The organism is Candidatus Tumulicola sp., from assembly GCA_035601835.1.
Lineage (GTDB): Bacteria > Vulcanimicrobiota > Vulcanimicrobiia > Eremiobacterales > Eremiobacteraceae > DATNNM01.
Genome location: DATNNM010000007.1, coordinates 150,429 through 165,672, shown reverse-complemented (window position 1 = coordinate 165,672; position 15,244 = coordinate 150,429). Strand labels below are relative to the sequence as shown.

The window sequence follows — 15,244 nt, the reverse complement described above, 5'->3', positions numbered from 1 at the left end:
ATTTCTGCGCCTCGACGGCCGCTACCTAGCGTCGCCTGCCCCTGAACAGCAGAGCATCGAGCGAAAACGTTCTCGCGCCCGGCGCAAGCGCGCACACGAGACTCACGACCGCCGTGAACATATCGAAGGCCGTCCAGCCGGCCAGCGTCATGAACGAGCCCTTCGCGATGAAGTATTGCAGCGCCAGGAAAGCGCCGCCGATGCCGCCGGCGATGGTGAGCAGTCCGAGGAGCAGCGAGACGCCGACGAGCAGTTCGCCCCAAGCGACGAGGTTCGCGACCACTTGCACGTGCGTGAGCACGACGTTGACGACGAAATCGTGGTACGGCCCGCTCGTGTCTTTGATCATGTTCTGCACGATCTGGACCATCAGGCCGTTCGGCGCCGACCACTCCGGGTTAGTCAGTTTGCCGTATCCGTGATAAAGCCAAAAGATGCCGGTGAAGATGCGGAGCACCGCAAGCCAGGCGTTGTTGGAGCCGGAAGAGGTTGCCACAGGCTATTCCTCCTTAAGCGGATCGCATGGCCCTGAAGGTCGATGCCTACAACTTCCAGCGCGGTGCTACCTTTGAGCTCGCTTGAGAAGAAAGACCGGCCTCGCGTCTAATACCTAGAGCGTGGAACTGTTCGATATAACCGCGATCGGCGGCGGCCCGTCGGGCCTCTTCGCTCTTTTCTATGCGGGCATGCGCGGGGCCAAAGCCAAGGTCATCGATGCTTTGCCTGAATTGGGCGGCCAGCTCTATGCGCTGTACCCGGAAAAATGGATCTACGACATGCCCGGCTACCCCGCTATCCTTGGAGCGGATCTGGTGAAAGCATGCATCGAGCAGGCCATGCAGTGGCCGCACGCGGTATGCCTCGAAGAGCGCGTGCAGCACATCGAAAAACTGCCCGACGGCAACATCAAAGTGACGACCGACAAAACCGAGCACTTGAGCAAGACCGTCGTCCTGTGCTCTGGCATCGGCGCCTTCACGCCGCGCAAGCTCGCGGCCCCGACCGCCGAGCAGTTCGAAGGCAAAGGCTTGACGTACTACGCGCGCAACTTCGACGACTTCGCGGACAAGCGCGTGGTGGTGGTGGGCGGCGGCGACTCGGCGGTCGACTACGCGCTCGCCATCGCGAAGAAAGCGAAATCGGTCGACGTGGTGCACCGCTCGCAGTTCCGCGCGCATCCCCATACGGTCGGGCAGCTGCGCGCGTCGGTCAGCGCGATCCATCAGCCCGACCACGAGATCAAGGAAGTGCACGGCGACGGCAAGGTCGAGGCGGTGACGATCGTCAACACCAAGTCGAAAGAAGAGACACGCGTGCCCACCGACATGATCCTGTGCGCGCTCGGCTTCGTCTCCGACCTGGGTGAAGTGAAGAAGTGGGGCATCGAGATCGAAGGCAGCGGCATCAAGGTCAACACCGCCACGCAAGAGACCAACGTGAAGGGCATCTATGCGGCCGGCGACGTGATCTCGCATCCGGGCAAACTCAAACTGATCGCGTGCGGCACGTCCGAGGCCGCCATCGCGGTCAACCAGGCGATCAATTACATGGATCCGAGCCAGAAAGTACAGCCCGTGCACTCGAGCAACTTGACGCTGCCGATCTCCGCCAAAGTCGGCGCCAAGCCGTAGCGCATTTCGATCCAGCCGATGGAAGCGATCGCCGCCGCGCTGCTCTTGCTGTTCTCAGCGGCGCCGCAGCACGGTCCAAGCGCGGGCCAAGTGCTCGAGCGCATGACGGCGCTCAACGCTCCGTTGCGTTCGTATACCGCGCGCGTGCACTTCTACATCAAGGTGCACAGCTTCATCACGCTGCCGTTCCGGCTGAACGCGACGTACTATTTCAAGCGACCCGATAAAGCGCTGCTGGTCTTCGATTCGTTGCCGAAGTCGGCCCAGCAATTCAAGCACTTCTATGCCACGCGCGGCACGCCCGAATCGTGGCCGAAGGAGTATGGGGTAGACGTGGTGAGCGGCGGCGACGCGGCGCCGACGGCAATCGTGCTTCTCTTGACCCCGAAATCAGAAGGCAGCCTCGACCATGCAGCGATCGCGGTCGATCCCCGCACCTATGCGGAGATCCATGAGGATTGGCTCTACCGCGACGGTTCGACGATCCACGTCGATACGAGCAACGGCCGGCGCGGGCGCTATCTGTTGCCGAGCCGGCAGGTCGGCGACTTCAACTTTCCATCATATAAAGCGCACGTGGTCGCCGATTTCGAGAGCTATTCGCTCAACCCCAACATCCCAGATAGCGTCTTCAAGTAAAAAGAAGAGGCGCAGCCCCAGAAGGGTTGCGCCCAACATCCGAACTTCGTTCGGAACGCTACATCGGTCTTAGGTCGGGACGACCGCCGTCCCCGTGTGGGTGAGCAGTTTGTACCAGCGCACGATCGCCAGGACGTTGAAGGCGCCCAAGACCGAGCTGACGGCCAAAGCCACGATGTGCCCGAGGATCGGGATGATGCCGAGGATCGCGTTGACGATGCCGCCGGCAATGCCCACGACGATCAGCCCCAGCAGCAGCATCAAGGTGGGTCCGAGATTCTCGCGCACCAACTTGATCGACGCGCCGATGGCGCCGGTGCCGCCCTCGTTGCCGAGCACGATCAGAGGGAGGACGTAGAGGCAGAAGAATCCCCAGATGATCGGTCCGATGAACGTGATGCCGAGCAGCAGCATCACGATCGCGACGATTCCTCCGCCGATGGCCACGGGGCCAAGTTTGCCCATCGCGCGGCCGATGCCGCCGCCGATATCAGGCGCGCCGCCGCCCCACATTGGTTCGGCTGCTTCGATCGCCCACGCGTAGGTCAGCATGATGAGCACGATGGCGACGAGACAGCCGATCCCGATGAGCACAATGCTGAGGAAACCTAGCCCGGCCGCGCCGGCGTTCGCAGCGCTGTTGTTGCCGCTCATCATGGCCGCGCCCAACAGCGGGGCGATCGCGATGAAGAAGACGATGCCCAGCACGATGCCGGCCACGATGAAGCCGATGAGGATGGGCAGAGCCAGCATCCAGTTCTGGCCTTTGAACAACATCTTGAACAGGTTCTGGAATTCGTTGACAGCGTCGATCTGAGGAGCAGTAGCCATTGGGCCTCCTTGGGCAGAGGGCGAAAAGCCGAAACTCCGAGCGAAACGAACGGTAGGAGTGGCCGTTCCTAGCGCTAGGGCGTTTCCCCTGCGACTGTTCGCGAGCCGGGATTGTCGCGACATCCCGCAGAACGGAAACAATCCCGGAGGAGTATGTGGCAGAAGCAGTGACCGACCTGTTCGAACTTGGCGGCCGGACGTTCCGTTCGCGCCTCATCGTCGGCACGGGCAAGTTCGCGAGCCCGGAGTTGATGGCAGATGCGCTTGCCGCCTCCGGCGCGGAACTCGTCACGGTAGCGCTTCGGCGCGTGGAGCTCGACTCGCCGAGCAATCCGATAACAGATTTCATCGATCGCGAGCGCTACCTCATCGTGCCGAACACTTCGGGCGCCGCCGATGCGGATGAAGCGGTGCGCCTCGCGCGTCTGGCTCGCTCCGCCGGCCTCCCGGCGTGGGTGAAAGTCGAGGTCATCCCCGATCCGCGCTACCTCATGCCGGATCCCGTGGACACGCTCAAAGCGTGCGAAGCGCTCGTCAAAGAAGGCTTCGTCGTGCTGCCGTACATCCACGCCGACCCGGTGCTGGCCAAGCGCCTTGAAGAAGTCGGCGTCGCCGCGGTCATGCCGCTTGCCGCACCGATCGGCTCGGGGCGTGGATTGAAAATGGAAGCCGCCATCGCGATCATCATCGAGCAGGCGCGCGTGCCAGTCATCGTCGACGCGGGTCTGGGCGTGCCCTCGCACGCTTCTGCCGCGATGGAGATGGGCGCAGATGCGGTGCTCGTCAATACCGCGATCGCGGCAGCCGCGCAACCGGCACGCATGGCTCGCGCGTTCAAACTCGGGGTCGAGGCCGGGCGGATGTCGCGCCTCGCAGGGCGCGCCCCTGAACTGCCGCTCGCCACGGCATCGAGTCCGCTCACAGGCTTCCTCGAGTAGAGCCATGCCTTTTTCGACGGAATTCGACCCGGCAGCGATCGCACGCGCGCTCGCGCGCGGCGCGCGCGCGGACGCCGACGCCGTCCGCGGCGCTGCCGCGCAGGGCGCGCCGACGCTCGAGCAAACTGCCGCGTTGCTCTCCGAATGCGGCGGCGCAAGCCTCGAGGAACTTGCACAGGCGGCGCATGCCGCCACGGTAGCGCGCTTCGGCAGGACGATCGGGTTGTATGCTCCGCTGTATCTGAGCAACGAGTGCGTGTGCACGTGCACGTACTGCGGCTTTTCGATGGGACTCGACATCAAGCGGCGCACGCTGCGCATCGACGAGGTCGTGCGCGAAGCGCGCACGCTCGCGGGCCGCGGCATGCGCAACATCCTGCTGGTCTCGGCGGAGCACCCCAAACGCATCAGCGTCGAATATGTGGCGCAATGCGTACGCGAGACGAAGAGGCTGGCCCCGTATGTCGCGCTGGAGATCGCCGCCACGGAAGTCGAGCAGTACCGGATGTATGCAGACGCCGGCTGCGACGGCGTGGTGCTCTACCAAGAGACGTACGATTCCGACGCCTACGCCGCGCACCATCTGGGCGGCCCGAAGAAGCAATACCACTGGCGCCTTGACGCACCCGAGCGAGCATCGCAAGGCGGCATCCGCCATCTCGGCATCGGCGCGCTGTTAGGCCTGGCGGATTGGCGCTTCGAAGCTCTTGCTCTGGTCGCACACGCCCGCTACCTCGAACGCAACTGTTGGCGCGCGCAGATCAATTTGTCCTTGCCCCGCATCAACCACGCGGAGGGCGGGTACGTGCCGAAGCATCCCATCGATGATCGGGACTTCGTCCACATGTTGTGCTTCTTGCGCTTGGCGCTGCCGACGGCGGGCATCGCGCTTTCGACCCGCGAGGCACCCGCGCTGCGCGATCGACTCGTGCCCCTTGGCGTGACGCTGATGAGCGCCGGTTCGAGCACCGAGCCGGGCGGATACGGTGAGCCCGGCAGCGCCGGCGAGCAATTCGAACTCGAGGACACGCGTACGCCGCAAGAAGTGGCGGCGCGGCTGCGCGAGCTCGGTTACGATCCGGTGTTCAAGGATTGGGAAGTCATGGCTTCCCCCGCGGCTCGCGGCGTTGCGAGGGAAGCACGGACGATGACGACGCCATGAACGTGCATGCGAACGGCAAGCCGTGCGCGCTGCGTGACGGCGCCTCCGTCAGCGACCTGCTTCGCGAGCTTCGTCTCGAGCCGTTGCAGGTGATCATCGAGCGCAACGGCGAGCCGCTCGAGCGGGATAGTTTTTCCACCACGCCGCTGCGCGAAGGCGATCGCCTAGAGATCGCTCAGATGGTCGGAGGAGGATGACGCCGCCGGTGCAGGCCGACGCCCGCATCGGCGCCGTGCGGCTCTACCTCATCACCGACTCGACGCCGTGCGTCTCACCGCTCGAAGACTTTCTGGAGCAAGCGGTTGCGGGCGGGGTCGGCATGGTGCAGCTGCGCGAAAAGCGCCTATCCGATTCGGAATTGCTCGACGTCGCGCGGCGCTGTGCGCGGGCCTGTGCGCGCTTGCGGATCCCCTTCATCCTCAACGATCGCGTTGACATCTGTCTCGCCGCGAAAGCCGACGGCGTGCACCTCGGCCAGGACGATCTGCCGGTCGAGTCGGCCCGCGCGCTCTTGGGCAAGGGCCGCATCGTCGGGTTGTCCACCCACTCGCGAGAGCAGATCGACGCTGCGCGGCGGCTTGCCGTGGACTACATCGGCGTCGGTCCGATCTTCGAGACGCCGACCAAGCCTGGCCGGTCGGCCGTCGGGGCCGAACTCATCGAGCATGCGGCCGCCAACGCGGGCCTGCCGTTTTTCGCGATCGGTGGACTCGAGCCGGATACCATCGCCGGTGTTGTGCGCGCCGGAGGCACGCGCGCATCCGTGCTTCGCTGGATCGCGCAGGCAGAAGATCCGCGGGCCGCGGCGGCCGCCATGCTGGCGGCCATGGACGCGGAAGGTCCAGCGCTCCGTTCCTGAACAACGATACGGCATGGCTCGAGAGAAGCTCGACGACGTCCTCGCTTCACGGCTGCCGCCCGGCCAATACGCTGTGCGCGACTTTCCGGTGCTGCAGGTCGGCGAGGTGCCCCGTTTCGATCCAAAGACCTGGCGCTTCCGCATCGGCGGCGAGGTGGACAACCCGGTCGAGCTGGACTGGGAGAAGTTCACAAGCCTGCCCACCAAGATCGTCCGAACCGATATCCATTGCGTCACGCGCTGGACGAAATTCGACACGACGTGGGAAGGCGTTCCGTTTTCGGAGATCGTGAGCATCGGCAAGCCGAAGCCGGGCGTTCGTTTTGTGCTCACGCATGGGGCCGGCGGCTACAGCGCAAACCTGCCGCTCTCGATAGCAAGCGGAGACGACGTTTTGTTCGCCTACAAGTACGAAGGTGAGCCGCTTGAGCCCATCCACGGCGGTCCGATGCGCATGTTCGCGCCGAAGCGCTATTTCTGGAAAAGCACGAAGTGGTGCAACGGCGTCGAGTTCCTCAACGACGATCGCCCGGGGTTTTGGGAGTTGCGCGGTTATAACAACGACGCCGACCCCTGGAAGGAAGAACGCTACTGGTGACGCGGGCCGGGGCGCCGGCTCTGGCCCTCGCGATCGTGACCGCCGCCGGCGCCGCAGTCTTTGAAGTGCGGCCTTTTCTGGCAGTTTTTCACACGTGGGTCTTCGCCGTCCTCGCGCTGCTGGTCGGACTGCTTTTGTTGGCCCAAGGCATCGCGAGCGTTCGGGCGCGCACGAGAGCAGAGGGTTTCGCTGCGCTCGGAGCGCTCGGCGGCGCGCTGCTTGCGGGATCGATGGTCGTCGCCGCCTTTCTGGTCGGACCGCCGCACGTGGTTCAGGGAGTCCCGGGGCAGTTCTACCCGGTCGGGCCCGGCGCCGCCATCAGTTATCCGGAGGTTTCGGCTCAGCGGCTTGCAGCGAACGACGCCCCGAGCGAGGTCGCCGTCTCTGCGGGAGCGGGCCGCGCGCGGCTCGGGCCCGATCAGGAAGTCCGCCTTGGCGCGTACGTCTTCACCGCGCGCTTGACGCCGATCGCGTACGTCGCCGCGCGCTCGGCGAAAGGCTTGCCCATGACCGTCACGCAGCCGAACGGCGCCACCTTCGTCTCGCCGTACCTGTTATTTCCGCTGCAGCGCGGGGCTCAGCACATCGACGCGTTTGCCGTGCCCGCGCTGCATCGAACGGTTCAGGTCGTGTACTACAGCGGGCTGCCCGAGCGGGGAATAACCACGCCGTTCGTGCTGCTGCAAGTCGCAGAAGAGAACGGCGGCGTCGTCTCGCAGGGCGTCACCATCAGCGGCAAGCCCTACCGGGCGCGTGGCGTGACCTTGACCTTCGCGCTCGGCAAGTACCCGGTCGTCAGCGTCGCGTCGGCACCCGCCCCCATCCCGTTCTTCGCGGGCCTGTTGATGCTCGGCGCAGGTCTAGTCGGCTATTTCAGCGTGGGTCTGCGCCGCCCGCCTACTCGCTGACGGAGGTCCGAAGGGCCTAGTCGAAGCCGCGACTCATGAGCGTCCGCCTCGCCGCGATCTTGGGCCTGCTGTGCTTTGCCCTGATGCCGCTGGGCGTGCTCGCGGATACGGTCGATCAAGCGCCGTCGAACATCGAGCCGACTCAAACGAGTCTTGCCGCGGTTCTGCGCCATTTCAAAACGGCTCAAGGCAGGTCCGACAAAGAGTTCTCTTCATACTCACAAGACTGGCGGGTCGTGGAGCGCGGTCTCGAAGGGACGTACCGGGAGGTAGGGCTGAGTGAGGACTACAGCGCCGCGATGATTCTCGGCCCCTTCGTCACGCGCGCCGGCCGAAGGCACGGGCAAAGCTGGAGCCAGAACGAAAACGGACTCACCATCAAACGGCAAGGCATCCACCAGCGAACGGACATCAGCGAGCGCGCGCTCGAGTACGCGCTCGATCATCCGGAAAATCCAGGACCTGGCGTACGCCTCCTCGGGCAGAGTTCTTCGCCTGAGGGCGCCTATGTTATGGAGCTCAAGCCTCCGGGCGGCCGGCTCGAATGGCTGTTCTTCGACCAGAAAACCGGCTTGGTCGTGCGCGAAGAAGAAGTCGTCGCCGAGCGGCGCGAGACTACGACCTACGACGACTACCGCCCCGTGGACGGCCAGAACATCGCCTGGCATTTTCACAGCTCCGACGGAAGGCCCTTAAACGACGGTGACTGGACGCTGACCAGCATGGCGCATGACGTCAAGATCGCTGCGTCAGACCTCGACATTCCGCCCGACGCGAGACGGCTCGTGGAATTTCCAGCGGGTACGTCGCGCGTCCGGCTGCCGGCGCAGATCATCCGAGGACGCATCTACGTCCGCATCACGATCGATGGCCGCGGTCTGGATTTTCTGCTGGACTCCGGCGCCAGCGGCATCGCGCTCGACAGCACGGTCGCAAACGAGCTGCATTTGCCCACGCTCGGCAAGGCCACGCAGACGATCGCGGGCACCTTCGATCGCTCCAAGGCGGTCGTGCCTTTGATTCGCGTCGGCGATCTTAGCATGCGCAACGTCGTAGTGTCGACGCTGCCCTTCGAAGCCAATACGCTGGTGTCGACGAAGATCGTCGGCTTGCTCGGGTTCGATTTTCTCGACAGCGCCGTGATCCGCATCGACTACGAACACGGCACGGTCGATGCGATGGACCCGTCGCAATTCACGCCGCCCGACAACGCCAAGCCGTTCAACGTCGCGCTCGACGACGGCGTGCCGTTCTGCAGCGCGGTGTTGGGGAATCAGCGCGGCGAGCACTTCTTGCTCGACACCGGCTCGAGTTTCGTGGTGGTCTTCTCCGAATTCGCAAACGAGCATCCCAGCGCGGTGGCCGACATGGGCGGCGGAAGGGCAGAACGGATAGCCTCTCCGGACTTCCACGGCATCGGCGTCGGCGGCAACGTGCAGCAATTGCCGGTCGAAGTGAGCGATCTTCAATTCGGCGGCGTCGATTTCGGGCGCCAAATGATCTATCTCACGCATTCGGCGCGGGCTCTCGAAGGCGAAGACGAAGACGGCCTGATCGGCAGTCCCATCCTCCAATACTTCAACGTCTTTCTCGACTACGGCCGCGGCCGAGTCCTTTTGCAGAAGAACGCCCTGTTGCTGAGCCAGAAGGGCAGCCGTTGACGCGCACGCGCGCCGTCATCACCTCGCGTCTGCTGATCGTGGACGCAGCAAGCGCGCCGGTGTCCAACGGCGCCGTGCTCGTCGAGGACGGGCGCATCCGGGCCGCCGGACCGCGAGCCCGGGTCCAGAAGCTCGCCAAAGGCGCGGTGGAGATCGACGCGAGCCGCAACACGGTCATGCCCGGTATGATCAACCTGCACGCGCACCTCGATTCGGATTGCGGGCCTGAGTTCATGGCTTTCATCACGATGCTGGACGAGCAGACATCGGTGCTGCTCGCGGCGGACAGCGCGCGACGGACGCTGCTCGCCGGCGTGACGACTGTGCGCGACCTCGGCAACAAGTTCGCCGCCGCGATCGCGGTGCGCGACGCGATTGTGCGAGGCTGGATCCCCGGCCCCCGCATCGTGGCGGCCGGCAAGCTCGTGTGCATGACGGGCGGCCACGGCTGGTTCTTGGGCCATGAGTCGGATGGTCCGAACGAGATGCGCAAAGCCGTGCGCTTGAATCTGAAGCGCGGCGCGGATTGCATCAAGGTGATCGCGACCGGCGGCGTGCTATCGCCCGGCGTCGAAGTCGGCAGTTCGCAGTTGGATGAGGACGAGCTGGAGGTGGCGGTGGCAGAGGCGCACAAAGCCGGGCGCCGCGTCGCCGCCCACGCTATCGGCAACGCCGGCATCAAGAATGCGCTGCGCGCCGGCGTCGACACGATCGAGCATGGCTGCTATCTCGATGACGAAGCGCTGCGCCTGTTCCAGAAGACCGGCGCGACGTACGTGCCGACGCTGTGCGCCCCGCACTTCTTGCACGAGAACCTCGACAAGCTGCCCGCCTACGTCGTGCGCAAGACGACGGAAGTGTATGAGGCGCACCGCGAGAGCTTCAAGCGGGCGCTCAAACGAAACATCCCGATCGTCACCGGAACCGACGCGGGCACCCCGTTCAATCATCACGCGGCTTTCGCGGTAGAGCTCGAGCTGATGGTGAAGCTCGGGATGTCTGCGGAGCATGCGCTGCGCGCTGCGACCAGCGGCGCCGCAGAAGCGCTCGGGCTCTCGAATGAATTGGGCACGCTCAGCGCCGGTAAGTCGGCGGATTTGATCGCCGTGGACGGCGATCCGCGAAAGGATATCCGCGCGCTCGCGCGCGTGCGGGGCGTCATGACGCGGGGCATCTGGCATGCGGCCTAAACTGTTGCTGGCAGCGCTGGCGCTGGCGCTGGTCGCGGCGGTCGGCTGCACGAAGATCTCTTCGAGCGTCAACTCCGGCAATGCCGTCAACGCATGGACGGTCCACGGCGTCTTGCGCATCGGCTCGTACGAGGACCTCGACCATCTCAATCCGCTGCTGTCCAACCAGCTCTTCGTGTCCGACGTCGCGCAGATGCTGTTCTCCGGGTTGATCGACTACGACGACCACGGCAACCCGATCCCTGACGTCGCGCTCTCCTTTCCGACGCGCCAAAACGGCGGCGTGAGCGAAGACGGCAAGACGGTGACATACCATCTGCGTCACGGCGTGCTGTTCTCGGACGGCGCGCCGCTCACGTCCGCCGATGTGAAATTCACGTGGCAGCAGATCATGAATCCCGCGAACAACGTGGCGGTGCGCTACCCGTACGATGACGTCGACACGATCGACACGCCCGACCCGTATACCGTCATCCTGCGCCTCAAAGCGCCGCTTGCCTTCCTGGTCGCCACCTTCATGCGCAACGGCACTACGAGCGCGATCCTACCCAAGCATCTGCTCGACAAGTACTCGGACCTCAACAAGGTCGCGTTCAACACGAATCCAGTCGGCAGCGGTCCCTTCATCGTCGACAAATGGCAGCCGGGCGTGCAGCTCGAGCTGCGGGCCAACCCGCGCTACTGGCGCGGCGCGCCGAAGCTCAGGCGCGTTGTTTATCGCATCATCCCGGATCAAAACACCCTGCTTACGAGCGTGCGCAGTCACGACGTCGATTTCTATTTCGATGCGCCCGAGACGCAGTACGCGCTGCTGAAAGCCACGCCGGGCGTGCGCGTGACCGCGGTCCCCAACCAGAATTTTGAGCACATCGAATTCAACTGCCGAAGGCCGCCGTTGGACGACGTCCGGGTGCGCCAGGCTATCGCGTTCGCCATCGATTGGAAGCAACTGGCCGACAAGGTCTACCAAGGCATCGACACGCCGGGCATCGCCGACACGCCACCCACGTCATGGGCGTACGATCCTTCGGTCAAGCCGTATCCGTACGACCCGGTAAAGGCGCGCGCGCTGCTCGCGCAAGCCGGCTGGTCGCCGGGTCGAGACGGCATTCTTCAAAAGGACGGGCGGACGTTCCGCATCGGCATCACGACGGTCACCGGCATCACGACGCGCGCGAAGGTCGAGGAGTTCATCCAGGCCGAGCTCAAAGACGTTGGCATCGCGCTCGACATACGCAACTATCACGCGAACATCTTGTTCGCGACCTATGGGTTCAACGGCGTCCTGGCGCGCGGCAAATTCGATCTGTCGCTTTTCGCGTGGAGCTATACCGTGCCGGATCCCGACGATACGCAGACGATCGGTCCAGATCAGATCCCGCCGACCGGCACGAACTACACGTTCCTCGACGACCCGGTGATCGGGAAAGCGCAAGAAGGCGGGCGCGTCAACTACGACCGCGCGACACGCCGCAGATATTACGTGACGATCCAGCACCGCGTGCACGATGTCATGCCGCGCCACACGATCGTATGGCGGGTGAACATCGATGCGGTGAACACCGATATGAAGAATTTCAAGCCCGCTCCGGCCGTCAGCGACTTTTGGAACTCGTACGAGTGGCAGATCTGAGTTGTATATCCGTCCGTGGCTACATTAAGCCGGTGTTTATCAAATCGTGAGGGCCAGTTTGCCCGTCTGCTCGCCGGAGGCGAGCCGCTCGAACGCTGCGCGAGCCTCCGCCATCGGATAAACCTTTTCGATCAGCGGCTTTGTCCGCGCTCGCTCGACGAAGCGCAACAGCGCGGTGAACTCGTCGAGCGACCCCATGGTTGAGCCCAGGATGCGCAACTGGCGCCAGAACACGCGCCCGAGGTCGGCTGGCGGGTTCGGGCCCCCGGTTGCGCCGGCGACGACGATCGCGCCGCCCTGACGGACGGCCCGCAAGCTCGTCTGCCACGTCGGCTCGCCGACCGATTCGATCACCGCGTCGACGCCATAGCCATCGGTCAGGCCCATGATCGACTTGGCCGCGTCTCTCCCGGCCGGCACCGCGTACGCCGCGCCGAGGCGCTTTGCGCCTTCAAGTTTTGCCTCTGAGCGCGACGAGGCGAAGACGGTGACGCCGGCCGCCGCGGCGAGGGAGATCGCCGCCGTGCCCAACCCGCCGCCCGCGCCTTGCACCAACACCGAGTGTCCGGGGCGCAATGCGGCCTTTGTGAAAAGCATACGATATGCGGTCAGGTACGCCACGCCGAGGGCGGCGGTCTCCTCCATCGTCAGATGCGCCGGCTTCGGGATCGCGTTTTCAGCCGGCACCGTGACGAACTCTGCGAACGAGCCCTCAAAATCGCCGTCGCTGAGCATTTCGAACTTGCGGCAAAGCATCGGGTCCCCACCGCTTTGGCACACTCGGCATTTTCCGCAAAAGCGCATCGGGTAGACGGCGACTTCGGCGCCGACCTCCGGCGCCCAGGCCGGTCTCTCGCCGCCATACGAGTCGACGACGCCGGCAGCATCGCACCCCAAGATCCTGGGTGGAGTGATCGGATAGCCGACGACTCCTTTGAGCGTCCAAAAATCATGATGGTTGAGCGTTGCCGCCCGCACGCGCACCCTGACCTCGCCCGGCCCCGCGGCCGGCTCGGGTCGCTCGCCGAGCACGAGGTTGTCAAGCGGCGTGTCCCCGCCGAGCTTCGCAGCGTACAACGCTCGCATCAGCGCGACTTCCTCATCAATGTGCCTTCCTTTCAACGAGCCCTAAACTAGTCGGGTACTGACACGTCTTGATGCGCGCGCCGATCCGATGCAAGCTTCGGGTATCGTAAACATCCACGCTGTCGCTGCGCGCGCCGGGCACGTACAGACGGTGTCGAAGCGGATCGATGCGCGGAGCCCATGGCGCCCTGCCGGTAGGCAACACGGCTAGGCGTCGCATGCTGGGCAGCGCATATACCACGACGTCGTCATCGCCTTCGTTGGTGACGAAGAGGCGAGAGGTGCCGGTGTCCACCGCTACGCCGATGGGCAAAGAATTGGGCGAACCGGTCACGATCGGCGCGCCGATGCGCTGCAGCGTCCGCGTGAGGAAGATCTCGAGTCCCGGGCGCGATCGATTGCCGCTGATCACCGGCGTGTCGTTGTCCGCCACGAAGAGCAGCCCATGCCGTTCGTCGAGCGCGACGCCGAAAGGCCGCGTTCCCGTGGGGACCCGCGAGCGCAGCAGCGCCGTACCGCCGCGCACGTCGAAGCGCATCAGCTCCCCGCTATTGACGTTGGTGACGAAAAATGTGGAACCGTCCGCGGAGGCGACGATGCCCTCGGGCGTCTCGCCGGCCGCAACGCTGCCGACGAGCAGAGGCGCGCCGAACGAATCGATTCTGAAGAGTCTCACGCCGGGCGCTCCAGCGGCGGCGTTGTTGTCGGTCGCGGCATAAAGACCGCCCGCCAGCGCAGCGACGCCCGAAAAACGCGCGCCTGCGATCGGCGCAGAGGCGATCGCGGTCATGCGCGCAAGATCCAGCCCGAAGACCCTCTCGCGGGCGGCCACGAACGCGGTGCGCCGGCTCGCGTCGACCGCGATGCCCGAAGCGAGCGGTCCCGCCTGCACCTCGCCGAGCCGGCGGAAATCGGCTGGATCCCGGACGTCAACCGCATCGCCCTCGTAACACGAGATCAAGACGAGCGGCTGATCCGGAGGCGGACGCGCGATGGCCACGTCGACCGCGGACGCCGTGCCGTCGACACCGGCCGCGATGATCGCCGAATCGACTCCGATAGGCGCGACGAAAAGTCCATTGCTGGCGATGCTGCCGGGGCCGACGACTTGCCAGCGTACCGGCTGTTGTTTGCCGAACTGGCCGCCGGTGACAAACGCCGCGAAGGGCAAGGCATTCCCGCCGAACACGACCGCATCGATCGGCTCGATCGCCACCCGCGGCGCGAAGTCGGGCAGCGTGGGAGCGACGCCGCGCGGCGCGCTCGCGCCGTCAACGGCGATGGCCGCAGCCGCGGCGGCGAGAAAGATCAAGACAGCAGGCCGATGACGCCGAACACCGCGGCGACCACCCCGACCACCAACGCTATGTAGAACAGCGCCGGCCGCCGGACCATCGCGGAGACCGACGCCATCACGATCGCGATTTGGAACAGCGCGACCGCGACGTCGATCAGCAGCTTGCGACTCTCAAATTTTTCCGCGCGCTCCATCGAGGTGATGCGCTCGTCGGTGAGTTTAAGCGCCTCGATCTTGAGCGGATTTTGCCGGGCTTGATACATCTTGGCATCGGCAGCGAACTTCTGCCTCAGCGCAGGCGTGGCTGCCAGCAGCGACGCGGTGTCCGCGACGTGCTTCTTCAAACTGTCTGCCTGATATTCCGACCACGTGTCCGATGCCTTCGCTTGCGCAAGAATGCCTTCGTTCTTCAAGGATAGCATCGTTTCTGCAAGCCTGCCCGCGTACAGACTCGAAAGTCCGGCGAACACGGCCAAGATCGCCGCAGCGAGCGGAACGGCTCTGAGGAGCGCATGTTCGATGCGACCCGCCTCGCCGCGTCCGTCATCTCCGCCCTCGCCGCGCAAAGCCTCTTGCGCACGCTCGGCATGTTCCAAGCCTTCCTTGGCGCTATATGGCTCCGACATCTCACCGCCTCCGATCGCTCATGCCTGAGCGTTCCATTTTAGACCCGCGTCCCGAACCGGCCTGCGGTCGCTGGGCGGCAGGGCGGGCAAGTTTAGCCACGCTCGCCTTGGGGGAGAAAGTGACTGCTGGCACAGTGACTGGTGGCACCGTCACCGCCGTCCGATATCTTATATAATGAACACGA

Annotated in this window: 16 protein-coding genes; 11 read left to right on the top strand and 5 right to left on the bottom strand. The window is 64.7% G+C overall.

What is annotated here, in order from left to right; genetic code table 11:
- Nucleotides 1–25 precede the first annotated feature (25 nt).
- A complete protein-coding gene (locus VN934_02600; GenBank protein HXM17680.1) occupies nucleotides 26–496 on the bottom strand; it encodes a DoxX family membrane protein in 471 nt (156 codons plus the stop codon).
- 121 nt (nucleotides 497–617) lie between these two features.
- Here VN934_02600 and VN934_02595 point away from each other — a divergent pair, with 121 nt between their 5' ends.
- The gene (locus VN934_02595) at nucleotides 618–1,631 is read left to right on the top strand and encodes an NAD(P)/FAD-dependent oxidoreductase (protein ID HXM17679.1); all 1,014 of its coding nucleotides are present in this window, start codon (nucleotides 618–620) and stop codon (nucleotides 1,629–1,631) included.
- Nucleotides 1,632–1,649: 18 nt separating this feature from the next.
- The gene (locus VN934_02590; protein ID HXM17678.1) at nucleotides 1,650–2,270 is read left to right on the top strand and encodes a hypothetical protein; all 621 of its coding nucleotides are present in this window, start codon (nucleotides 1,650–1,652) and stop codon (nucleotides 2,268–2,270) included.
- A gap of 69 nt (nucleotides 2,271–2,339) precedes the next feature.
- Here VN934_02590 and VN934_02585 read toward each other — a convergent pair whose 3' ends face one another.
- Complete coding sequence (locus VN934_02585) at nucleotides 2,340–3,101, bottom strand: hypothetical protein (GenBank protein ID HXM17677.1); 762 nt, start codon at nucleotides 3,099–3,101, stop codon at nucleotides 2,340–2,342.
- A 155-nt stretch (nucleotides 3,102–3,256) separates the two neighbouring features.
- Between VN934_02585 and VN934_02580 the strand changes: the two genes are divergently transcribed.
- Genes VN934_02580 through VN934_02540 form a run of 9 tightly spaced genes read left to right on the top strand, consistent with a single transcriptional unit; the run spans nucleotide 3,257 to nucleotide 12,050 of the window.
- A complete protein-coding gene (locus VN934_02580) occupies nucleotides 3,257–4,039 on the top strand; it encodes a thiazole synthase (protein HXM17676.1) in 783 nt (260 codons plus the stop codon).
- Between the two features lie 4 nt (nucleotides 4,040–4,043).
- Entirely contained in the window at nucleotides 4,044–5,201 is a 1,158-nt protein-coding gene (thiH, locus tag VN934_02575; protein HXM17675.1) for a 2-iminoacetate synthase ThiH, read from the top strand.
- Entirely contained in the window at nucleotides 5,198–5,398 is a 201-nt protein-coding gene (gene thiS / locus VN934_02570; protein ID HXM17674.1) for a sulfur carrier protein ThiS, read from the top strand. The genes thiH and thiS overlap by 4 nt, the downstream gene beginning before the upstream one ends.
- A complete protein-coding gene (gene thiE / locus VN934_02565; protein ID HXM17673.1) occupies nucleotides 5,395–6,060 on the top strand; it encodes a thiamine phosphate synthase in 666 nt (221 codons plus the stop codon). Before thiS ends, thiE begins: the two co-directional genes overlap by 4 nt.
- Nucleotides 6,061–6,073: 13 nt before the next feature.
- Complete coding sequence (locus tag VN934_02560; protein HXM17672.1) at nucleotides 6,074–6,658, top strand: sulfite oxidase-like oxidoreductase; 585 nt, start codon at nucleotides 6,074–6,076, stop codon at nucleotides 6,656–6,658.
- Complete coding sequence (locus VN934_02555; GenBank protein HXM17671.1) at nucleotides 6,655–7,566, top strand: hypothetical protein; 912 nt, start codon at nucleotides 6,655–6,657, stop codon at nucleotides 7,564–7,566. The genes VN934_02560 and VN934_02555 overlap by 4 nt, the downstream gene beginning before the upstream one ends.
- Nucleotides 7,567–7,601: 35 nt before the next feature.
- Nucleotides 7,602–9,227 (top strand): retropepsin-like aspartic protease, encoded by a 1,626-nt coding sequence (locus VN934_02550; protein HXM17670.1) that lies wholly within the window; start codon nucleotides 7,602–7,604, stop codon nucleotides 9,225–9,227.
- Nucleotides 9,224–10,417 (top strand): amidohydrolase family protein, encoded by a 1,194-nt coding sequence (locus tag VN934_02545; GenBank protein ID HXM17669.1) that lies wholly within the window; start codon nucleotides 9,224–9,226, stop codon nucleotides 10,415–10,417. The genes VN934_02550 and VN934_02545 overlap by 4 nt, the downstream gene beginning before the upstream one ends.
- Nucleotides 10,407–12,050 (top strand): ABC transporter substrate-binding protein, encoded by a 1,644-nt coding sequence (locus VN934_02540; protein HXM17668.1) that lies wholly within the window; start codon nucleotides 10,407–10,409, stop codon nucleotides 12,048–12,050. The genes VN934_02545 and VN934_02540 overlap by 11 nt, the downstream gene beginning before the upstream one ends.
- Before the next feature lie 39 nt (nucleotides 12,051–12,089).
- Here the strand turns inward: VN934_02540 and VN934_02535 are convergent, their stop codons facing one another.
- The 3 genes from VN934_02535 to VN934_02525 are packed head-to-tail and all read right to left on the bottom strand — an operon-like array spanning nucleotide 12,090 to nucleotide 15,059.
- Nucleotides 12,090–13,136 (bottom strand): zinc-binding dehydrogenase, encoded by a 1,047-nt coding sequence (locus tag VN934_02535; GenBank protein HXM17667.1) that lies wholly within the window; start codon nucleotides 13,134–13,136, stop codon nucleotides 12,090–12,092.
- Between the two features lie 16 nt (nucleotides 13,137–13,152).
- A complete protein-coding gene (locus tag VN934_02530) occupies nucleotides 13,153–14,448 on the bottom strand; it encodes a hypothetical protein (protein ID HXM17666.1) in 1,296 nt (431 codons plus the stop codon).
- Nucleotides 14,445–15,059: a DUF4337 family protein gene (locus tag VN934_02525; protein HXM17665.1), complete on the bottom strand. Its 615-nt coding sequence runs from the start codon at nucleotides 15,057–15,059 to the stop codon at nucleotides 14,445–14,447. Before VN934_02525 ends, VN934_02530 begins: the two co-directional genes overlap by 4 nt.
- Between the last annotated feature and the right edge of the window lie 185 nt (nucleotides 15,060–15,244).